Annotated in this window: 21 protein-coding genes and 2 pseudogenes; 13 read left to right on the top strand and 10 right to left on the bottom strand. The window is 59.2% G+C overall.

What is annotated here, in order from left to right; all coding sequences use genetic code 11:
• Positions 1–33: 33 nt before the first annotated feature.
• The 5 genes from ACQKRQ_RS25275 to ACQKRQ_RS25255 all read right to left on the bottom strand — a co-directional run bounded on the left by ACQKRQ_RS25275 (position 34) and on the right by ACQKRQ_RS25255 (position 4,276).
• Positions 34–345 (bottom strand): hypothetical protein, encoded by a 312-nt coding sequence (locus tag ACQKRQ_RS25275; RefSeq protein WP_132381043.1) that lies wholly within the window; start codon positions 343–345, stop codon positions 34–36.
• A gap of 892 nt (positions 346–1,237) precedes the next feature.
• Positions 1,238–1,456, bottom strand: coding sequence for a hypothetical protein (locus tag ACQKRQ_RS25270; RefSeq protein ID WP_132381047.1), 219 nt, complete (start codon positions 1,454–1,456; stop codon positions 1,238–1,240).
• Between the two features lie 833 nt (positions 1,457–2,289).
• Entirely contained in the window at positions 2,290–2,577 is a 288-nt protein-coding gene (locus tag ACQKRQ_RS25265; RefSeq protein ID WP_427480160.1) for a hypothetical protein, read from the bottom strand.
• A 745-nt stretch (positions 2,578–3,322) separates the two neighbouring features.
• Positions 3,323–3,556 carry a hypothetical protein gene (locus ACQKRQ_RS25260; protein WP_132381049.1) on the bottom strand — a complete coding sequence of 78 codons (234 nt, stop codon included), beginning with the start codon at positions 3,554–3,556 and terminating at the stop codon, positions 3,323–3,325.
• Between the two features lie 153 nt (positions 3,557–3,709).
• Complete coding sequence (locus ACQKRQ_RS25255; protein ID WP_427480158.1) at positions 3,710–4,276, bottom strand: universal stress protein; 567 nt, start codon at positions 4,274–4,276, stop codon at positions 3,710–3,712.
• A gap of 665 nt (positions 4,277–4,941) precedes the next feature.
• Here ACQKRQ_RS25255 and ACQKRQ_RS25250 point away from each other — a divergent pair.
• The gene (locus ACQKRQ_RS25250) at positions 4,942–5,196 is read left to right on the top strand and encodes a hypothetical protein (protein WP_427480156.1); all 255 of its coding nucleotides are present in this window, start codon (positions 4,942–4,944) and stop codon (positions 5,194–5,196) included.
• Between the two features lie 369 nt (positions 5,197–5,565).
• On the opposite strand, the gene ACQKRQ_RS25245 is transcribed toward ACQKRQ_RS25250, so the two are convergent.
• The 3 genes and pseudogenes from ACQKRQ_RS25245 to ACQKRQ_RS25235 form a co-directional block, all read right to left on the bottom strand.
• The gene (locus tag ACQKRQ_RS25245) at positions 5,566–7,020 is read right to left on the bottom strand and encodes a PAS domain-containing sensor histidine kinase (protein ID WP_427480154.1); all 1,455 of its coding nucleotides are present in this window, start codon (positions 7,018–7,020) and stop codon (positions 5,566–5,568) included.
• Between the two features lie 307 nt (positions 7,021–7,327).
• Positions 7,328–7,609: pseudogene (locus tag ACQKRQ_RS25240) on the bottom strand (CatB-related O-acetyltransferase); the annotation flags it as partial.
• Positions 7,610–7,792: 183 nt separating this feature from the next.
• Entirely contained in the window at positions 7,793–8,134 is a 342-nt protein-coding gene (locus ACQKRQ_RS25235) for a winged helix-turn-helix transcriptional regulator (RefSeq protein ID WP_132381059.1), read from the bottom strand.
• A 94-nt stretch (positions 8,135–8,228) separates the two neighbouring features.
• Here ACQKRQ_RS25235 and ACQKRQ_RS25230 point away from each other — a divergent pair, with 94 nt between their 5' ends.
• The 5 genes and pseudogenes from ACQKRQ_RS25230 (at position 8,229) to ACQKRQ_RS25210 (ending at position 11,510) form a co-directional block, all read left to right on the top strand.
• Positions 8,229–8,555 (top strand): nuclear transport factor 2 family protein, encoded by a 327-nt coding sequence (locus ACQKRQ_RS25230; RefSeq protein WP_427480152.1) that lies wholly within the window; start codon positions 8,229–8,231, stop codon positions 8,553–8,555.
• Entirely contained in the window at positions 8,555–9,334 is a 780-nt protein-coding gene (locus ACQKRQ_RS25225) for an SDR family oxidoreductase (protein ID WP_427480299.1), read from the top strand. The genes ACQKRQ_RS25230 and ACQKRQ_RS25225 overlap by 1 nt, the downstream gene beginning before the upstream one ends.
• A gap of 577 nt (positions 9,335–9,911) precedes the next feature.
• Positions 9,912–10,196 (top strand): hypothetical protein, encoded by a 285-nt coding sequence (locus tag ACQKRQ_RS25220; protein ID WP_132381065.1) that lies wholly within the window; start codon positions 9,912–9,914, stop codon positions 10,194–10,196.
• A 119-nt stretch (positions 10,197–10,315) separates the two neighbouring features.
• Positions 10,316–10,616, top strand: a pseudogene (locus tag ACQKRQ_RS25215) (EAL domain-containing protein); the annotation flags it as partial.
• 120 nt (positions 10,617–10,736) lie between these two features.
• Positions 10,737–11,510, top strand: coding sequence for an MBL fold metallo-hydrolase (locus ACQKRQ_RS25210; protein ID WP_132381370.1), 774 nt, complete (start codon positions 10,737–10,739; stop codon positions 11,508–11,510).
• 398 nt (positions 11,511–11,908) lie between these two features.
• Here the strand turns inward: ACQKRQ_RS25210 and ACQKRQ_RS25205 are convergent, their stop codons facing one another.
• A complete protein-coding gene (locus ACQKRQ_RS25205) occupies positions 11,909–12,814 on the bottom strand; it encodes a LysR family transcriptional regulator (protein WP_427480150.1) in 906 nt (301 codons plus the stop codon).
• Positions 12,815–12,926: 112 nt separating this feature from the next.
• On the opposite strand from ACQKRQ_RS25205, the gene ACQKRQ_RS25200 reads away from it, so the two are divergent.
• The 3 genes from ACQKRQ_RS25200 to ACQKRQ_RS25190 are packed head-to-tail and all read left to right on the top strand — an operon-like array spanning position 12,927 to position 15,496.
• A complete protein-coding gene (locus ACQKRQ_RS25200) occupies positions 12,927–13,997 on the top strand; it encodes an alkene reductase (protein WP_427480297.1) in 1,071 nt (356 codons plus the stop codon).
• A gap of 11 nt (positions 13,998–14,008) precedes the next feature.
• On the top strand, positions 14,009–14,836 hold the full coding sequence (locus ACQKRQ_RS25195) for a pirin family protein (protein WP_427480148.1): 828 nt from the start codon (positions 14,009–14,011) through the stop codon (positions 14,834–14,836).
• 54 nt (positions 14,837–14,890) lie between these two features.
• Positions 14,891–15,496, top strand: a complete 606-nt coding sequence (locus ACQKRQ_RS25190) for an isochorismatase family protein (protein WP_427480146.1) — start codon at positions 14,891–14,893, stop codon at positions 15,494–15,496.
• Between the two features lie 336 nt (positions 15,497–15,832).
• Here the strand turns inward: ACQKRQ_RS25190 and ald are convergent, their stop codons facing one another.
• Positions 15,833–16,951 (bottom strand): alanine dehydrogenase, encoded by a 1,119-nt coding sequence (gene ald / locus ACQKRQ_RS25185; protein WP_408183130.1) that lies wholly within the window; start codon positions 16,949–16,951, stop codon positions 15,833–15,835.
• Positions 16,952–17,576: 625 nt separating this feature from the next.
• On the opposite strand from ald, the gene ACQKRQ_RS25180 reads away from it, so the two are divergent.
• The 4 genes from ACQKRQ_RS25180 to ACQKRQ_RS25165 all read left to right on the top strand — a co-directional run bounded on the left by ACQKRQ_RS25180 (position 17,577) and on the right by ACQKRQ_RS25165 (position 19,745).
• Positions 17,577–18,431 (top strand): LysR family transcriptional regulator, encoded by an 855-nt coding sequence (locus ACQKRQ_RS25180; RefSeq protein ID WP_132381075.1) that lies wholly within the window; start codon positions 17,577–17,579, stop codon positions 18,429–18,431.
• Positions 18,432–18,615: 184 nt separating this feature from the next.
• On the top strand, positions 18,616–18,939 hold the full coding sequence (locus tag ACQKRQ_RS25175; RefSeq protein ID WP_427480144.1) for a DUF4148 domain-containing protein: 324 nt from the start codon (positions 18,616–18,618) through the stop codon (positions 18,937–18,939).
• 78 nt (positions 18,940–19,017) lie between these two features.
• The gene (locus tag ACQKRQ_RS25170) at positions 19,018–19,215 is read left to right on the top strand and encodes a hypothetical protein (protein ID WP_408183133.1); all 198 of its coding nucleotides are present in this window, start codon (positions 19,018–19,020) and stop codon (positions 19,213–19,215) included.
• Between the two features lie 68 nt (positions 19,216–19,283).
• The gene (locus tag ACQKRQ_RS25165; protein ID WP_408183134.1) at positions 19,284–19,745 is read left to right on the top strand and encodes an ester cyclase; all 462 of its coding nucleotides are present in this window, start codon (positions 19,284–19,286) and stop codon (positions 19,743–19,745) included.
• The last annotated feature ends 84 nt before the right edge of the window (positions 19,746–19,829 follow it).

Below are 19,829 nucleotides of genomic sequence, written 5' to 3'. Positions count from 1 at the left end.
CCCGTCAGCATTTACGCGTCGACGACGCAACTGTTATTGGCCGGCGGCCGGCGACACTACGCTCGGGGTCGCCAGCGTGTTGTGACTCCCGGGAGCGTTGGTGAGGGACGTCGAGCTATTGTTAGTGCTATTCGGCATGCCCGAGTTCGGCGACCCGGCGCCCATGCCGCTGTCCGAGTTGGTGACGCCGGGCGTGCCGTAGCCGCTCGTTGCATTGGTCGGCGATACCGCGGCCGGCGACACGGTGGTCGGGGTCGCCAGCGTGTTGTTGCTCTGTGCATAAGCACCGCCCGCCAGCGTGAGTGCGGCGAGGGCCGCGATTAATGTGCTGGTTGCCTTGTTCATGACCCGCTCCTCCTTAATTGGACTGGAATTTCGACGCAAACGATCTATTCGTATTTTTCCAGGTAACACCAAGTTTAGGAAAGCGGTCGCTAATAATTAAGCGCATTGTTCGCAAGGGTGAATTTCGATTTTCGAAGTGACCCTAAACGGGTCCTGGTCCCCAATCTGAGGCCGGCGTGGTCCGGTATGCGCGGTGCATGCTACGCGACCCGCGAGGAAACTGATTGGGTGGCGTGGATAGCGAGCAGCCAGTGGAACGGGGCCGGTGAGCAAACTTGCAACCAAGCTCCCCCATGATTGGCGAAGATCTGGGCGGAAGAAGCGAAGGTCGCTTCCTGGCCGCACTGAGCCGGATGATGACCGTCGCAGGTGGCCTCTTGAGTCGTCGGCGAACAACGCCCGGAACGTCTCGGAGGACTTTCATTGCTTCGCGTCATGCCCAACATGAACGAAAGGAGCAGTGACGACGACAGCCTCACGTTCAACGAGCCGATCGACGCGGACAAGGCCTCAGCGAGCTGAGCGTCGTGCTATTTCCCTCGATAAAAACTGCCGGGGAACACGCATGCGAAGTTTCGACAGCGTAGCGGACGAAGCCAGGCTGGTCGCCACCGTGATTTCAAAGCACTGCTTGTCACGCCTTCCCGGGCGAAGCTCGCTGATGCTCGCCCATCACCCACTCGCCAGGCGGGGTGCCATCAGCTGTATTCTGGTACAGCCAGCTTCCGCAGACCGTGCAATTCCAGTTGCTGCTGATTTTCGTCGTGTGGCCCGACGGCCCGATTGCACTGACGCCAGAGGCGGCAAGATCGCCGTGTGGGGAAACGCTGGATGGCTTGCCAACTAATTCGCGACAAGCGTTGCAAGGCTGCATAACTGTCTCCAATGATGCCTATGCCGAATTCTCGTCGCACCACTGGATCGCCCAGCGCTGCGCCGCCTCGATAGCGGCTGCGTCGGAGGGATAGTCGCCGAGATCGCCCGACCATTTGACCTCGACGGTGTCGCCGCCCACCGAGGCGCGCCGGTAGATCTTTGCACGGGCGTAGTAATGGCCGCCTTCATCGAGGGGTGACGCGTCGATATGGAAGTCCTTGTAGTCGAACTGCATGGTCACCTCCCAATGAGTGGGGAAATCCTACAGGGCGACACTGCGCACAGCAATCGGTTGGGATACCAATCGGTTGCTGTAGGCTGTGGAATTCAGACGCGTGGAGCCATGCCTGCTTATTCCAGCGTTCTTGATTCTTGATCAGTCGGATCGGAGACACGATCACCTTGATCAGTGATCGTGTTCGGCGAGATGCATACGTCACACACAATAGCGACGAGAGACCGTAGTCCACCTCATGCCGGGCGTTGGATCCTCGGCTATCGAAACGGCGGTTCCTCCCGGTTAAACCGGTCATTGAATGTAAGTATGCAGATCAAGGTCTCCAGAAGCGACAGCACGTAAAACAACTTTTTCCCGTTTCTTTTTTTGAGTATCTTCGCAGGCTCCGAATCCTTATTCAGCGGTGCGATCACTGGATTCACTTCCTACATTTGCTTCGACATCCTATGCAAGCTTCGCCTGGAGGAAATGAACCAGCGAGATGGCGCCATCGATGCCTTGGCGCGCAGAGATGCTGCGCGCACAGTGGGCGGTGCGTCCCGCGTCCGGCGAGCCATTTACACACCGTCGAAGGCGGCACTGCCCCGCGTAACTGCGTCACGATATTAACGTTGTGACTGGCGATACCGGGAATTAGCTGGGGGACGAGTTGTGTCGCGAATGTGGCAAGAAGAGGCAAATCATGGACATTTGGCTTGTTGCCACGATATCTGGACTATAAGCTTTCATTAACGCGGACGAATCCCCGCGTTTTGTGTGTTAAGTAGCCGTAGGCACGTCCTGCGGCTTCTTTTTATGCGACCGCCGGAAAGAATCCGCAGGGAGCCAGGTCAAGAAATCTTCTGGCGCGGCGTCCGATGTTGTCGAGATTCCAGGCGACGCGGGCAAATGCTTCCCGATGGCGTCGGCCGGCCATGGGCCTCAAAGTCGTCCAGTTGAAGCAGCAAACTATCCAGCGCGCAGAGTTGCGCGCGCGTCAGGTGAGTCCGATTCAGAAGCTCGTGGAGCCGTCCGCGCCAGTATTCAGCCGACAGGATTGGCCCGCCGAGGTCTCCTATCAGTGATGGAACCATCACGCGTGCAATATGCTCGATGTCCTGGTCAAAGAACATACCCATGTGCGCCCCCTAATGTGGTTCTGGCCTGCGCCCTATTGTTTTACGTCTGATAAATACTTTAGACCAGTTTTTGCGGCATGCCAAATATTGGGATCGATGGCGGTAAGTCTCAGACGACGGTCTCCCGAGCCGTATTGGTGGTCTGGGGAGCGTTGGCCGCCCCTTCAGTGGCCTGGATATCCGCCGTCCATGCTCGTTGCCATGACCTAAGATATAAGTATGATCGCGAGCAAGGAGACGACCATGGTCGAGTCAATTTCGGCAGTGTTTCTGGGGGCGATCGTCCTGATCATGGCTGCCATCCTGATTGCGGAGCACTACAGACGCGAACATCACAGGAATCGGCAAATTCGGTGGCTCGACACGCACCCAATGCGCGACTGGTTACACCGTAGGCCGTGACGCAGGCAGATACGTAAAGCCCGCGCGAAGCGGCCAGATGAGCGGAAACTGATTAATGGCAGCGATTTTGCCGGTGGCCGTGTATCTTCACGTTGGAACCGGGGACGGGCATCGTACCAAGGCCGCATAACGCTTCACTGTAGCGACGGTTTCGCAGCTTGCCGCGATCCGTAACGTGAAGTCGTGGTTAATAGATGTCGAAGTCACCACCAAGCGCCCGTAGCACGTCGCGCGCGAAGTGGTTCGACGTTTGCGCTCGCTGCAAAGGCGTGCGCCGCTAGCATCAATGACGGAACTGCATGGAACACGCCGGACACTCGTGTCCGTTCATATTGCGTGCCAATCAGGTCTTGTCGGGTGTTTTCAGCTCGATCAACATCCGCTCACAACCGCCTTGATCCGGCGCCATGCAACCGAGCAAATGTTCACTGCTCGGCATCAACATTTCGCCGCCCGTCTGAATCGCCAACGTCATGCCGGGATTCTTCTGCCATACGATGAGGCCGAAACATGCAAGCGCCAACAGCACGACGAGCGAGAACGCGATCCTCTCTAGCTTCCAATAGATTTTCGGCATACCGACACCTTCAGCATGGCACAGGGTTTGAGATGGGCGCTCGCGCGCGGCCCACAAGTAACGGCTGAGGTAATGTCAACTTAAGCTAATCGGCCTGACCAATATCCCGCTTCAATAGCATTTTTGGCGCACTGACGCCGGCCAGCAATTCCGTTAAGTTGACAGTGCCGGAATAACTGCAAGCGGAATTCGCCCGATGATGAATCCATGAGGCGACGAAGACTTCGATGTTGTCGATTGCTTGCGGGCCTCCGCTTCGCCCACTACGCCCGTATGTGTCGACTGCCGCACCACCAGAACGGGAATAGCGCTATGAGTCAGTACCTTCTGTGTCTCGCTGCCGATCAACAGCCCACGCACACCGCTGCGTCCGTGGGACGCCATGACAATCAGGTCACAATTTCGCTCGATGGCGGTGCTGATGATCGCTTCATAAGGATGAGCGCGGGTGGTGGCAACCGTTTCGCATATCACGCCCGCTTGGCTTGCGGCCTTCGTGACAGCCACGAGAAAGGCTTCTGCACGCTCCCTGTTGACCTGAACGAATCTCTCTTCGGTATCCGCGAGCATTTCGGTTCCATATGCCAAAACATGGAACTCCGGCATGACATGAAGTCCCGTAACCGAGGCGTCATTTTCGGCGGCGAGCGTCACCGCCATCTGGACTGCGACTTCGGAAAGTGCCGAGCCGTCGGTCGGCACCAGCAGATGCTTGAACATGACACCTCCCCTCGCTCGACGTGCGGGCTGTATCCGACGCGCACTTAACCGCTCGCGACATCGACATTGATGCCGCTATAAATTACACTTTGCTTTCAGTATAGACACTGCCGTCATTTGCGAAATATTTTCTGCGCGCTACTCGGATACGCGGCAGTGCCGCATCTCGAAGTGGGATTTCAGTCAGGTTGATTTCCTCAATTTGACGTGTCGTCGTCACACTTAAGCACTTTATGTGGAAAGGTAACAGTCACCACACGCAAAGATAACAACATTACAATATGCTTTCATATTCCGAAATCATGAGGGCATGCAATGGTTCTATTTCACCGCGGCGCACTGATTCAGGCGTCGACGATAAGGGACGGAAACACGTTCGTAGCCCGCGCCTGCATTTTGAAGGAAGACGGCGAATCCACCTCATTGGGTGATCTTGGTCAGTTCGCAAACCGGACCTGTGCATACGAGTTTGCCGTGCGCTGCGCGAGCGCTTTCGTGGATGGCGTACCGATGCCTCGCTCCCCGTTCCGCAGATCATCAGCCTCGGACGAGGCAGCAAATAGCTAACGACACTCCGCGGCATCCGGCAGACGGCCCTGAGGCAGGGAACGACTGCCTCCTCAGCAAACAGGTCGAATCGGAAGCAGCAAAGCCAAGGAAACATGATGTCCAAACCACTGTTAAGCCGTTTTCAGTACACCCGCAAGCATGGCAAGCAACGCACATACAACGTAACGGTGAACCTGGTGCAAAAGGCTTCCGGTGTTTGCGCTTACGCAGCATGGGTGCATTTCGAAACCGAATTTAAAGGTTCGGGTTTGATGCTCCCGCTCGTTGCCAACACACCTGATGCCGCCGTGCGGGAGGCACGGATGCGCATCCAGAGGGACATCGACGATCTGGTCGGCATCGTCGAGTAAAGGCGGTTACAAGTGTGATCGTGGTCGGGCTGGAAGACCTTTACGACGGCGCACCAAAATCCGCGCTCGCGACGAATGTCTTCTCCTGCCGCTGCAACAGTTGTAGCGGCAGGGCAGCGAACCTCCGCCGCGGCCCGCCCTCGGTACCGATCCCACCGCGAACTTCCGGTTGCGACCCAAGGCGGCCATACAAGCCCTTACAGCGGAGTGTCCGCTATCCGGTCTTGTGAGAAGTTTCGGATAAGCCAAGCTTAAGCCGACCCTCGACCCGCTCTGGAGTGCCCTCATGTTGGCGTGGCGAAACCGCCGTCATCAACCAGAAAGGCCGTTGACCCAGGTCGATCACGGCACCAACTGCAAGGCGTCTAGCTATGCGGCGTCCCCTACGGGTAACGTAAAGTAAAACGTCGCGCCTTGATCCGTATTGTTTTCAGCCCATAGCCGCCCGCCATGCATCTCGATGATGGTACGGCTGATCGACAACCCAAGCCCGAGGCCTTGGGATTTCGAGGTGACAAACGGGTTGAAGATCAGCGCGAGCAGGTCGCCGGGCAGGCCCGCCCCGCGATCGCGCACCGCAACGCGCACTACTTGGGGGCTCTGAAGCGTGATGGACACGGCCACCATGCGGTCGCTAGCCGGACGACCGTCCATTGCGTCGAACGCATTGAGCAAGAGATTGAGCATGACCTGCTGCAACTGCACCTTGTCGCCGTGCACTGTGGCCGGAGTGGCTTCGAAGTGGACTGACATGCGCATACCGCGCGCGATCGCGTCAAATTGCAACAACTGCACCGCGTCGCGGATTACAGCGACCGGATCGAGCGGCGCGATTTCTCGCTCGCCTTTCTTGAGAAAGGTGCGAATCCGCCGGATTATTTCGCTCGCGCGGTTGGTCTCCTGAACAATGTCTTTCAGTATCTCGAGCACTTCGGCCAGGTCGAGCGGATCCGTGGCCATAAACCGCTGGGCGGCCTGAGTGTTGCCCAGAATCGAGGTAAGGGGCTGGTTCAGTTCGTGTGCGAGCGACACTGCTAGTTGAGCCATCATCGATACGCGCGTCAGATGGGCCAGTTGCTGCCGGTTTTGGTACAGTTCATATCGCTCTGTTTTGTCGATGATGACCGCGAGCACAGTCTCGTCATCTTCGAATCGAACCGTCTTGAGTCCGGCCTCGACCGGGAACTCCGTTCCGTCCTTGCGCCGTGCGAACAGATCGCAAGGCGCCCCCACTGTCGAAGCGTGTGCAATGCGTAAGGTCGCGGATTGCGGCATGGCGCCGCTATCGCCCAGCAGCTGTGGGACGAGCATAGTCGCAGGCTGTGCAATCAGTTCGTCACGTTGATACCCGAAGAGCTTTTCGGTCTGCTGGTTGGCCAGCACAATCCGCCCGTGTTGATCAACCATGAGAATTGCAACCGGCAGAAACTCCAGAGCGCTCCGGAATTTTTCTTCAGCCTGCCTGCGGTCGGAGATGTCGACGCATGAACCAACATAGCCGAGAAACGTACCGTCGACGTCCTCCTGCGGCACGCCGGTATCGAGGATCCAGCGATACACGCCATCCCGTCTTCGCAGACGGTATTCCATGGTGAAATCCTTGCGTGCGTCAAACGACGAGACGTAAACGTTCAGGCAGCGTTCGAAATCGTCCGGGTGCACACCCTCTGACCACCCGTTGCCCATTTCCTGCTCCAGCGTGCGCCCCGTAAAATCCAGCCACCGCTTGTTGAAAAACGTACACAGCCGATCCGTATCCGACATCCAGATCATCACAGGAGCCGCGTTCAACATCGTTCGGAAGCGTGTTTCGCTTTCCCGCATCGATTCCTCCACTAGCCTATGCTCAATAATTGTGCAGGGTCCGCAAGCAACAAAGCGGGTCAAAAATTGACTCGGTCGTGGTCGTTTAATAGGCATGGTAAAGGTGGCGCATGCTTACAGCAACGAACCTTGATCAGACGCGGAATGGCGGCCGCCTGGATTCGGCCTATGAGAAGCTTTGCATAAGGTCGAAGAGCGGCCCGTTCACGGCGAGATCGATGACCGTCTCTTCATGGCCCGAGGGCTGCCCAATGCGATGAGCATATGTGTCACGCACATCGCGATGCGACGATCGACGGCAGGCACCCATCGACCGGCTGTTTTCTTCGTACGGCCAGTCCCACCAGTCCATCTCAAACAGCATTTCAATTTCTCCGTCCGAAAACCGCTTTCGAATCGGCTTCGCTGGGGTTGCCGCCGATGACCATATAAGGCTCAACATTCTTCGTTACGAGAGCGCGACTTCCGATCACGGCACCATGTGGCCAATGCGGACACCTGGCATGATCATCGCCTCGGAACCGATCCAGACATCGCTTCCGACAATCGTGGCGCCGACGGGTTCGAATGCATCGCGTGTGTCGGCAAACGCTCTCCAAGCGGCTGGTGCGCCTCGCAGCGCTCAGCAACCCTGGAATGAGAGGCATTGCAACACTGCCCGGCTGTGCACCCCAGTCGAACGAAGAGGCCATTGTCGCCAAGGCCGAGTGCCTGATTCGCCTTGGCTTGCTCCAGCAGTCAAAAGAAGCCGCGTGAGGCGCCACATCGGGCTTTAGTCGGCTTTGGGCAACTCGTCCCGCTGCTCAGCCCATTTGAGGAGTGCGTCCAAGGCGGGGCAGATTGCCTGTCCCCAGTCGGTCAACCGATATTCCACCTTAGGCGGAACCTGGGGATAGAGCTTCCTCGCCACGATGCCATCGGCCTCCAGCTGGCGTAGCTGCTGCGCGAGCATCTTCTGCGAAATGCCGGGGATGAGCTTCTCTAAATCGGAGAAGCGCTGCACCTTGCCATCGAATAGATGGAACAGGATGACCAGCTTCCAGCGCCCCTCCAGCAACTTGAACACTTCTTCGACGCCGGTGGCGGCGGTCGCGGGGGTATAGACCTTTCCCATGGGTACGTAGCTTACTTTTCCGTGCGTTCTTGTTGGGTTGCGAGTTTATGGTGAAAATTACCGTATCGCCCAGCTTGCCACAAAGGCTTCAGACATGAGCATTTCACTACCGGATTCGGTTGCGACCTTTTTTCAGGTGAGCAACGGCGCTGCGCCTTCGGCCCTACGGCGCGCTTTTTCCCAAAAATCGGTCGTCCACGATGAAGGACAGACTTACAAGGGACACGAGGAAATCGAGGCTTGGCTGGCGGAAGCGCAGCGTAAATATGCCTATTGCGTCGAACCGTTGACGGCTGTGCAAGACGATGCGGGCGTAACGGTCGTGGCCAGGTATGTCGGTAACTTCCCTGGAACTCCTGCCGATCTCAACCATGTTTTCCGGCTGACCGACAACCAGATAGATTTTCTAAAGATTCACTGATCACCATGAATCTCGAACTCGCAGGCGCGCGCGTGCTCGTCACGGCCGGAACCAAAGGCATTGGCAAGGCCGTCGTCAAACTGCTCGGCGAACTCGGCGCGAACATCCTCACCACGGCCCGAGCCAAGCCGGACTTTATTCCCGAAGCGATGTTCGTCGCGGCCGACCTGACCACGCCTGAAGGTTGCGCCACCGTGGCACAGGCTGTCGAGGACAGGCTCGGAGGAGTGGATGCCATCGTCCATGTCCTGGGCGGATCTTCGGCCCCGGCCGGCGGCTTCGCCGCGCTGGATGATACGGAGTGGCAGAGGGAACTGGACCTCAACCTGTTCCCCGCGGTACGACTCGATCGGGCGTTGTTGCCCAAGATGATTGCACAGGGCGCTGGCGTCATCATCCACGTCACGTCCATCCAGCATCGACTGCCGTTGCCCGCATCGACCACAGCTTATGCTGCCGCCAAGGCTGCGCTGTCCACGTACAGCAAGAGCCTGTCGAAGGAGGTAACGCCGAAAGGCGTGCGCATCGTGCGCGTGTCGCCGGGTTGGGTGGAAACCGAAGCGGCCGTCGGCCTCGCGGAACGGCTCGCCAGCCAGGCCGGTACGGATTACGAAGGCGGCAAACAGATCATCATGGATGCACTGGGCGGCATCCCTCTCGGACGTCCGTCGACACCTGCGGAAGTCGCCAACCTGATCGCCTTTCTGATTTCACCGCGTGCGGCAGCCATCAGCGGAGCGGAATATGTCATCGACGGCGGAACCATTCCCACTGCTTAATGCTTAGACGGCACATCAGCGGGATGCCATCGTCACGCTCGCGAGCTGACGGGAAGCTGACACTTAGTGGAAGTGGATTGTTGGCCGAAACTGGCTGAGAGCCGCGGTGCCCAATTTTCTCCCAATGCGGCCGTCAGGCGGCTCGCGCAGCTCGGTGAACGGCAGCTCTGCGGCGCCATCGCGCACGGGCGGCTTGTTGAAGAACGTTGTCCAACGCCTGCCCGCACGCGTCGTCGTACACTCATGGGGCGACGGACAAGGGCAGGCATCGAACAACGCATAACAAACTCAGCCGATCGTCTCCAGGCCACATTCCGCCAGTTTCTGACCTTGGGCAGCAATTGGTCCGAGCCTCGATTGTGTGGGTTCACATTTTTCTACAGACAAGCATGTTTGAACGACTTGTGGTCAAATCGTCCGGTGACTTGAGGAGCATTGTCCAGATCGAGCATATCCGCTGGCGGCAGCGACGGTGGGATTTGAAAGCAGCACAATCTAGTATGGTCATATCCGCATCGGCTCCGACCCACCGGCGCTCGGCAAGTGCGACACGCGGCCTGACCCGGAGGTCCCCATCATGCAGATGATAAAAGTCGTAGTTGGGATAGCAGCCCTCGTCGGCGTAACGGCAGTCCATGCCGACGGCTTCGTCATCACGAGATCAATTGAGAACGGGCGCGAAATGCGCCTCTTCGAACATGCTGCCGAATGTAATGGCGGCCCTGGCGCGGTCATTTACAGGCACGATAAGCGAGTCGATCAGACCTGCAATGTCCGCCTTACTTCTGCAGGCGCGACCGTAGTGATGCCGGCTTTTGAGTCGCGCACGTTCTTCCCGCGCGACACGCTGGACCAAAACTAAAAAAGCTGCTTTCGGCAACCGACGAACTCGTGGGCGAAGGTCTCGCCCATCCGCCGCTCGATGCGTCCGTCTGCACGTGTCCCTCTCGCCTGTTTCTAACCTCGGTTTCGTCGAGACTGCTCGAGGTCACCGAGTCGACGGCGATGCGCGATGCCGACACAAGCTTACGAATCCTGCAGCAGCTTCGCGGCATGGGCGTGAATATTTCAATCGACGATTTTGGTACGGGGTATTCAAGCCTCCTCTATCTCAAGCGGTTACCGGCCAGTGAACTGAAAATCGACTGCGGGTCTATCCGTGATCTCGGGCGTGGAGACTGCGGCGCAGCAAGAGTTCCTGACCCGGCTTGGTTGCGATTCCCTGCAAGGTTTTCTGCTTGGCCGTCCAATGTCCGCAGAGCAATTGATCGAAACCCTCTCGCATGAAAATGCTCTGAACGACGCGACTCGAGTCAACGCTCTCGAAGTGCGATGCGGACGGTCCGCAGACCTTATCTGCGGAGTGTGTCAAAGTAACAGCTCTTACCGTGAGCGACCCCACATGACCAAGTTACCGATTGCCGACCGATGGTTCGAACTCAAACGCATCAGCGACGACATTACCCTGCTTTGGGAGCCCCATGTCGTGCCGCTGATGCGCTGCAATATCTGGCATGTGCGCGGCCGCGACCGGGATCTGATGATCGACACGGGAATGGGTATCGTCAGTCTGCAGGAGGCAGCCAGGCACCTGCTGCAGAAGGACGTCACCGCCGTTGCCACGCATACGCACTCGGATCATATCGGTGGACATCATGAGTTCGAGCACACGCTGGTTCACGAGTTGGAGGCAGAGAATCTGCGCTCGCCGCGTGAGCCAGGCACCCTTCTGGCGTCGGTATTGGGCGACGAAGCGATTCGCCGGTATCGCGAAGCAGGCTATCCGTTCGACGGCGATCTGATCACCGCCCTTCCCAGCGCTGATTACTCGATGTCCGACTATCGGGTGCGTGCCGCAACGGTCACGGAAATCGTCAAGGAAGGGAACATCGTCGATCTCGGCAACCGGCATTTTGAGGTTCTGCATCTACCCGGCCACTCGCCGGGTAGCATCGGCCTATGGGAAGCGGCATCCGGCACGCTGTTCTCGGGCGATGCGATCTACGATGGCCCGCTGCTGGACGAGATAGGCGGTGCTGATATTCCGACTTATGTGCGCACGATGAAGCGCTTGCGTGAATTGCCCGTGCAAGTCGTCCATGCTGGACACGACGGGAGCTTCGGGCGGGAACGACTGGTCGAGTTGGTCGATGCCTATCTGGCTAAACGCACCTGATCGTTGGCCGGGTCCGCCGTTCGGTGCGTTGCCGGCCGGACTTCGCGCGCCAAGGAAACCGTTGGCGTATGTCGGCCCGGTTTCGGACAATCGACCGCGGCCTATAGATTGTCGACTATTAGCGCTCGCGACATAAGGGATACCGAGAAGGCGATTGACTGCTCAGGGTCTTGAGTGTGCCTTCGAATCAGCCGTAACCCTGACATCCTCACCGGCGGCGTCGCGAGCGACAGGTAAGAGGCGTTCAGCGGCCGCATCACGGTTGACTGTCGAACGGCAGGAAAGGCACCCCATCAGGGACATTCGCGGCAATCCATAGCGGACGCTCAAGTGGTCTTGCTGCGAACATCGTTGGAAAGCGGCGTCGGGACCACCGCGATTCCAAGAATGGCCGCACTTCAATTTCGAAGCTTGCTGATAGGCACTCCTCCCCCCAGGTGCTCTCGCAGAAATTCAATAAAGCGCTGCGTCTTCGCTGGCAACAACCGTGTCTCGGTGATGGCGTACACGGGAATAGGTGGGGCCTGCCATGCTGGCATCACCCGGCGCAAGAGCCCAGTGGCAACATCGTCGGCCGCGATTTCTTCCGACAGCACGACGATGCCCAGATCCAGGGTCGCGAGTCGCCGGACCATGCCGACGCTGTTGAGCAAGAACCGACCACCCACTGTGACCTCAGCCGTTTCACTTTCGCTGTGCAGCGTCCATCCGTTAACCTCTGCCGGACTGAGGCGCACGCACTCATGGCGCAAGAGGTCGGCCGGTTCGGCGGGCTCGCCATACTGTTCGATATAACGCGGCGATGCATAGAGATAGCGCGGTAGCCGGGCAAGCGGTCGTGCGATCAGATTCGAACTAGGCGGCTCACCCATGCGGATCGCGATATCGAAGGGCTCAGCTACCAGATCGACGCGGCGCGGCGTCAGATCGAATTCGAAGGTGATGCCGGGATAGCGGCGAGCGAATTCCGCGAGCAGCGGCGCGAGGAAGATATTCGCAAAATCCACCGGCAACGACGCATGTAACACGCCAACTGGCTGGGCTAGCATCTCGCCGAGTTGCTCGTGCGCAAGCCGGGCTTCGTCCACGATGCGCCTCGCGCGCTCGAAATAGAGCTGGCCTGCTTCGGTCAGCTCGATCTTGCGGGTCGTGCGATGCAGAAGGCGCAATCCGATTGCCTTCTCCAGCGCACTGATCCGGCGCGACAGCGTCGAGTTCGGCACTCCGATCGACTCGGACGCGCGGCGGAAACTTTTCGCCTTGACCACCTCCACGAACAACGCCATGTCGTTCAGGAACTCCATTCCACTGCTCCATAAATGGCTCAATGATTTCCATTTTGCCATCTTTATCCCGTCAGTGGTTTGCCGGATGATGACTCCATCTGATGAACACATCACCACTGAGGAGCACAGCATGAGTCAGCTTTTCACCCCTGTTCGCATTGGCGGCCTGTCCCTTCCGAACCGGATGATCATGGCCCCGATGACCCGTTCGCGCGCCGATGATGCAGGCGTTCCAGACGACGTTGTCATCACGTACTACGCCCAGCGCAGCAGCGCAGGTCTGATCATTACCGAGGGCGTGTTTCCCTCCGCGACCGGTAAGGGCTATGTGCGTACGCCCGGTATCCACAGCGATGCACAGGTGAGCGCATGGAAGCGGGTCACCGAAGCCGTGCATGCCCGCGGCGGACGTATCTTCATGCAGCTGATGCACAGTGGGCGTATCTCGCATCCGTCTCTGCAGCCGGATGGCGCGCTGCCGGTGGCACCGTCGGCCATCAAACCGGCGGGCGAGACCTGGACCGGCAACGGCATGGAGAAATTCGTGACGCCGAGAGCGCTGCGCCTGGATGAGATCGCCGGTGTGGTTGATGAGTACCGTAGGGCGACGCGTCGCGCTCTGGAAGCCGGTTTCGATGGCGTCGAGTTGCATGCTGCTTCGGGCTATCTGCCTGAACAGTTCCTTTCGTCCGGCAGCAACCAGCGTGAGGATGAGTACGGCGGTTCCGTTGCGAACCGTGCCCGCTTCGTTCTCGAAGTGCTGGAGGCGATGGTGGCGGAGGCCGGCGGTGAGCGGGTCGGCATCAAGATCTCGCCGGAGATGAACTTCAACGACATTTTCGACACTGCGCCGCAGGAAACCTACACGTATCTCGTCGACCATCTGCGCGGCATCAATCTCGCGTACCTGCACGTCGCCCTGTTCGGTACGAGCGTCGATTACCACGCACTGTTGCGACCGCGTTTCGATGGCGCCTATATGGTCGGAGGAGGACTCGACCAGGCCGCGGCTGAAAACCTGCTGGCAGAGGGACGCGCTGACGCCACGGTCTTCGGCGGTGCCTTCCTCGCCAACCCGGACCTGCCGGAGCGGTTTCGTGTGGGTGCGCCGCTCAATGCCCCCGATAAGAACACGTTCTACTCGCCCGGCGCACAGGGCTATATCGACTACCCCGTGCTGAGCGCAGCCGGTCACGCCTGAGGACTGCCGTCATGTCGACAGTCACTGCGCGCATGCAGCGCGCCAACCGGGGAAGCCATTTCCGCGCATACAGCCTGCACGGTTCCGAGTCCTCGCAACTCGATCCTTTTATGGGAGTCGACCACGCCTGGATGAGCGCGCCAACGTTCCCGCCGCATCCGCACGCCGGCTTCTCCGCGGTGACGTACCTGTTCCTCGACTCGGAGACGGGCATTGCCAACCGCGATTCGCTCGGCAACAGCACGCAGATCGAGCCGGGCGGCCTGCATTGGACCGCTGGCGGAAGGGGTGTGGTCCATGAAGAGAATCCCGCGGTGCCGGAAAGTACCACCCACCTGCTGCAGATCTTCATCAACCTTCCTCGGGAACGGCAGAACGCGGCGCCGTTCGCGCTCAGCCTGGCCCCGCAGGACGTACCGGTGGTGCAGCGCCCCGGTGTCCGGGTCCGCGTCCCCCTGGGCAGCTTTGACGGCGTGCGCTCCCCGCTGACACCGCCAACCGAGGTCACCTTGCTGGACATCACGCTGGAGGAAGGCGCTGAACTGCTGCTATCGGTGGCCGCAGGCAAGCGCGCCTTCTTCATGCCGATCTTCGGCAGCGCGCAGCTCAATGGCGAAAGCTTCGGTCTCGACGACCTTCGTGTCCCGATCCTGCCGACCGCGACTGAAGCGGTGATGCACAAGCTCGCTGCCAAAGCTGGCGGCGCCAAGGTCGCCGTGTTCATCGGCGAACCGTTGCGCCAGCCCGTGTTTTCAAATGGACCGATGGCTTTTGCGAGCCAGGAGAGCCTGATCGCGGCAACCGCCGCCTACCAACGTGGCGAGATGGGAAGCCTGTAACAGGCCGCCACACCCCCCGGGGCATGCGCCCCATCACCACTTAGGAGCTACCTCATGAAGGTTGAACGATTCACTGCCGACAACACCGCCTTGCTGCTGATCGACCATCAGGTCGGCACGATGCAACTGATTAAGAATATCGACCGCGATCTCGCCGCCAAACAGTCGATTGCGCTAGCCAAGATGGCGAAGATCCTCGATCTGCCGGTCGTGATCACGTCCAGTCAGGAAGATCGCGCACAAGGCCCGATTCTTCCGGAAATCGCCGCGATCCTGCCCGAAGCGCACGCGGCACGAATCAAGCGCCCCGGCGTCGTCAACGCGTGGGCCTATCCCGACTTCCGCGATGCGGTGCTTGCCACGGGGCGCAAGAACCTGATCATGGCGGGCGTGACCACCGACGTTTGCCTGATCTTCCCGGCAATCGACGCTGCGCTCGAAGGCTTTGGCGTGCAGGCAGTGATGGATGCGTCAGGATCGCCCAGCGATCTTTCCGAAGAGTTTTCGCGTCAACGGATGCACGATGCGGGCGTGGTGCTCACCGCCACCAACACGCTCATGGCGGAAATCGCGCAGGACTGGTCCACCCCGGCGGGACAACAACTGATCACTTTGCTGTTCACCGATGTGTTTCCGGCACTCGGCGCCGGCATCGCATAAATCCGGAACCACATCCTGTTATCCGGAGCGCATGGCGCTTCGGATAACAGATCAACTCATGTTTGGAGGCCTCGTGACATCCCGTGTCCGACGACGGCTTTCGACACGTTTCATCTTTAATTCACGATTGAAACGATTCGTGGATTACCCTCGAACGTCTCAAACTGGCCCGATAGTCGACGACCAGCCAAATACAGTTCGGCGAAACGGAACTTCGCGCAATACAGATGTTCGCAGTGGGGACCTGACCAAGTCTGATTGGACGCGACTCTCGCCGCCATGTTGGCTCGAGAGCGCGACCGGATAAGCCCCCCGCGCTTCGTCTCCATGTTTTTGCTATTCAGCGGCGATGGCACCTGCATCCTCGCAGGGGTAGCCCAGTGCCTCAGCGACCTCGGGACAGGTCACTTTGCCGAACGCGACATTCAGGCCGCTACGCAGATGTTCGTCATCGGTAAGCGCCTTGCGCCAGCCCTGGTCGGCGATTTTCAGGACAAAGGGAAGCGTCGCGTTATTCAACGCATACGTGGACGTGCGCGGCACACCGCCAGGCATGTTTGCGACACAGTAGTGTACGACTTCGCCAACCTTGTACGTGGGGTCCGCGTGAGTCGTAGGTCTCGCGGTTTCGCAACACCCTCCCTGGTCGATCGCGACATCGACGATAACGGAGCCGGGGCTCATCGCATCGACCATCTTGCGCGTGACGAGCTTGGGCGCAGCGGCGCCGGGCACGAGCACGCCGCCGATCACGAGGTCGGCATCGAGCACTTGTCGTTCGATGTTGTCCTGATTCGAATACACGGTGATCACGCGTGCGCCCAGCAGCCGGTCCATGCGTCGCAGCGCGTCGACATTGCGATCGATTACGACGACCTGCGCACCCGTGCCGACAGCCATCTGCGCGGCATTGGTGCCGACCACGCCGGCACCGAGGATCACGATCTTCGCAGGGGGCACGCCCGCCACGCCGCCAAGCAGGATGCCCTTGCCACCGTGCGCGCGTTCCAGGCTGAACGCGCCCGCCTGAATCGACATGCGGCCCGCAACCTCGGACATGGGCGCGAGCAGAGGCAGTCCGCCGCCGCGTTGCGTGACGGTCTCATAGGCGATGCAGACCGCGTTGCTTCGGACGAGATCGGCGCACTGCTCGGGGTCCGGCGCGAGGTGCAAATAGGTGAAAAGAATCTGTCCTGGGCGCAGCATCGCACGCTCGGGCGGCTGGGGCTCTTTCACCTTGACGATCATGTCGGCAGCGGCGAACACCGCTTCTGCGCTGGGCGCAACCTGCGCGCCCGCCGCCCGGTACGCGTCGTCCGCTGCGCCGATGCCTGCGCCAGCGCCTGTCTCGACGTCCACGCTGTGTCCATGCGCGACGATCTCGCGCACGGAAGACGGCGTGAGACCGACACGATACTCGTGGTTCTTGATCTCCTTCGGAACGCCTATGTGCATATTGCCTCCTGTATGGGACTGCCAATCAGCCGCGAAATGTTCTGATTCCTCAGACGCCCAGCACGAGCGTCGAGCGTTGGCGAGGGAGGCATTGACGACGCTAACGCACGCGCGCGGCATCGCAAGAAACGATCGCCACCGTCGACCCGATTTCACCTGTTGGCAACGCCATGACCAGGCGCCTGGCCAGTAGCAGGTTGTGACGGGTACATCGGAGCGGGATGCATGCGGGAATCGAGCGTGACCTAGGTGCTATATCCGGCTACGAGTAGTGATTTCCACAATACTATCGGCGGTGTGGTAGATGTTGTTAATGTAATTGTCGCGAATTTTGGTTGAAACACCTGAATTAGGCGACGTGCGTCCATCATCTTGCATCGCAGGCGCAAGGGTTTATATCTAGTCCCGTCTCCTCCATGTCTCCTTCGCTACCATCGATGTACAAACGGCAGGAAGGTGCCCTGAAGCTGCCCGCCATTCCGCAAAGATGCATAGGTCATATGCAGCAGTGCACATACCCTTCACAACGCAATTTCTGTGACGTCTGTCATGTTTGCTTCTAATATGCTTGTCCAGTTGTCCCAACCTGGGGATTCGCAACGATCAAAGCGACAGGAGAAAACTCATGTTCGACTGGGAGGATTTACGCCACTTCGTCGCGTTCAGTCAGGAACAATCGCTCGCGAAAGCAGCTCGGCATTTGAAGGTCGATCATGCGACCGTCGCGCGCAGAATCGCCTCGCTCGAACAGTCCCTCGAACTGAAGCTGGTTGATCGCCGCCCACGCGCCTATGTGCTGACGGCAGACGGCGAACGCATCGCCGAACGGGGCAAGCGCATGCAGGAAGAGTCGTTTGCCGTGGAGCGGATGTCGGTCGGCGGACAGGAAGTCGTTAGCGGCGAGGTGGTGATCAGCGCGCCGCCGTCGATGTCCAGCAGTGTCATTGCCCCTCACTTAGGCAGGCTGCGCGTGCAGCACCCCGCGCTTCACGTCCGCTTGATCGCCGACACGCGCAATGTGTCGCTGATACGAAGGGAAGCGGATATTGCCGTTCGTCTGAGCAGGCCGACCGAGTCCGATCTCGTAGCGCGCAAGATCGGCGTGGTTGCGTTCGCGTTTTATGCGTCGCCGGAATATCTGGCGTCGCATGCGCCCGAAGACTACGAATTCATCGGATATGACGACAGTCTCGACGGATCCGCTCAACACATCTGGCTGGCCACGCAGGCGAAGTCACGTCCTGTGATTCTGCGCAGCAATAGCCTGGATGTCCAGGCAGCGGCCGCTCGGGCAGGTGTCGGCGTGGCCATCTTGCCCTACTTCCTCGGGGACTGGGACGAGAGTCTCAGCATCGTCGAGGGGCCGGGCCAGCCATTGCAGCGCGAGATATGGCTCTCCATTCACAACGATCTGCGGCACGCTCCTGCGATCCGCAGCGTCATGCAGTTCATTGCAAGCTGCTTTCCTGGTAACGGTTGACGCGGGCAGCGCGCAGCAACAGCTTGTGCATTTTCTCCTGGACGGTACGCACATTTCGGGAATTGGCGGATAGAAGGCCGGTGGCAATAATGCATTCACCGATCGACGAACAAGCAAACGGCAGATCACAGATTAGCCGCTTGATCGTCGAACAGCTTCTCATCCATCCGCCAAGGAGCACGAAATGAAACGCTTTCTGATCCCCGTCGTCATTGCCGGCGCCATCGTATCGTCGTCTGTGTTCGCCGAACCTGCCGCCCATGGCAAGACCCGCGAAGAAGTTCGGGCCGAACTCGTTCAGGCCCGCGAAGCTGGCGTGTTCGACGCGCCCGATGCCACCTACCCCTCCGCTCAACTGCGCGCAGCCGCCGCGCTCCAGAACGCCAACACGAACGCCGGGAGCACCGGCGCCTCTTCCTTCGGCGGCGCCGTGACGGGCCGCTCGCAAAGCGGGCGCCGTACCGTGACCGCGCCGGAAGCACGGGACAGCATCTATTTCGGTCAATGACCGGGGCAAAGCCGTAGCATCGACGCGCTCCTACGGATCGCTTTGCCCGCGGCATCCGCACAGCAAGTGCATGGATGCATGTCGTGGATCGAGATAGGAGCGGGACTGCTCGAACTACAAAATGCTTCGCGCACCTCAGGAAATTCGAGCCTCATGCATGACACGCGCGGCTTATTGCGGCAGATGCTGAACCTCACCGCACGCAGCGCGCGGATTGCTGAGATCGCCTCGTTGTTGAAGCACGTTGTCGTGGCGGGAACCATGCCCGCTCATTGAAGCATTCCGAAGGCCGGACAGGGTCAACAGAAGCGATTTTTTTGTTGTCAATGAACAGGAGATTTGAAATGGCACGGCAGAATTCAATCCAGATCGTCGAGACGTTTTGGCGTGAGGTTTGGCAATTACGCAATCCACACGCAGCGGACCATCTGGTCTCTGACGACTTCACGGTAACCTCGGGCGGAGTGGAGATCAAATCGCGCGAAGCGTTCAAGAAGTGGGTCGCTGCATTTCTCGCCAGCATCGATGAGTTCGAGTTCGATGTGATCGAGACGTTTCAGAACGAAATAGGCGACCGGGTCGTCAGTCGATGGCGGGTTACGGGAAAGAACAACGGCTTTATGGGTTCGGAACCATCGGGCTTACCGATCGATATGACGGGAACTGCTGTCCTGCACGTCGGCGAGGACGGGCTGCTCCGGCATAACTGGGTAGAGCGAAGTGCGCTGGAGGTTCTGCGCAGTTCGGGTGGGCAAAATGGCATCGCCGGACATCTCAAGCCTGCATCAAGCGAGTCTGGCCGATAAGCTTCCGGGCGTTGTGATCGTGGGGCGCGTCATTAAGGCAGATAGCGGCAAGGGCGTTATCTTATGGTGCCGTCAGGGCTATCG

Origin of the sequence: Paraburkholderia sp. NPDC080076 (genome assembly GCF_050281145.1) — a bacterium.
GTDB lineage: Bacteria > Pseudomonadota > Gammaproteobacteria > Burkholderiales > Burkholderiaceae > Paraburkholderia.
The sequence above is the reverse complement of the archived record's forward strand: the minus strand, read 5'-3'. Positions and strand labels throughout refer to the sequence as shown.